1 protein-coding gene is annotated in these 879 nt (G+C 70.2%); it reads left to right on the plus strand.

All coding sequences use genetic code 11. The features are described from left to right. Window positions 1-20 precede the first annotated feature (20 nt). Window positions 21-879 (plus strand): polysaccharide deacetylase family protein (locus tag FUT87_RS20575; protein WP_147242223.1); only part of this gene is annotated, 859 nt, incomplete at its 3' end.

Here is an 879-nt window from a genome sequence, read left to right on the forward strand (position 1 = left end):
AGGGGTGAGGGCAGCGGCCGATGCCGTCCGCCATCGCCGCTATCCTCGCCGCACTGGCCCTGACCGCCTGCGTCACCACCCCCACCGGCACGCCGCCGCTGAACGAGCCCGCGCCGACCCCGCCGCCCGCCGCGACCGCCGCCCACGGCGAGGTCATCGCCCGCAATGACCGGCTGTTGATCTACGTCCCCGTCGCCGGCGAATCCCTGCGCGGCATCGCCGCCCGGCTGCTGGGCAGCGAGGACCGCGACTGGCAGATCAGCGAGGCCAACGCCGGCGTCACCAAGGCCGATCCCGGCCAGCCGCTGATCGTCCCGCTCAAGCCGATGAACCCGGTGGGCGTGCGCGCTGGCAGCTTCCAGACCGTCCCCATCCTCTGCTACCACCGCCTGGGCACGACCGGCGGCAAGATGGCCGTCTCCCCGGCCAGCTTCGCCGCCCAGATGGAATGGCTGGCGAAGAACGACTACCGCGTCGTCAAGCTCTCGCAGCTGACCGGCTACCTCGAGGGCAAGGAGCCGCTGCCGCCCAAGGCGGTGGTCGTCACCTTCGACGACGGCTACGAGTCGGTCTACAAGTTCGCCTACCCGGTGCTGCGCAAGCTGGGCCTGCCCGCGACGATGTTCGTCTACACCGATTTCGTCGGCGCCGGCGGCGACGCGGTCAGCTGGCCGCAGCTGGCGGAGATGCAGGCCTCGGGGCTGATGGACATCCAGGCCCATTCGAAGTCGCACCGCAACCTGATCGAGCGCACCGCCGGCGAGAACGACGAGCGCTACAAGCGCAACCTCGACAGCGAGACCGCCGGCCCGCGCGACCTGATCGAGCAGAAGCTCAACACCAAGGACCAGGTGCGCCATTACTTCTGCCTGACGCTGG

It is taken from the genome of Mitsuaria sp. TWR114 (assembly GCF_007997345.1).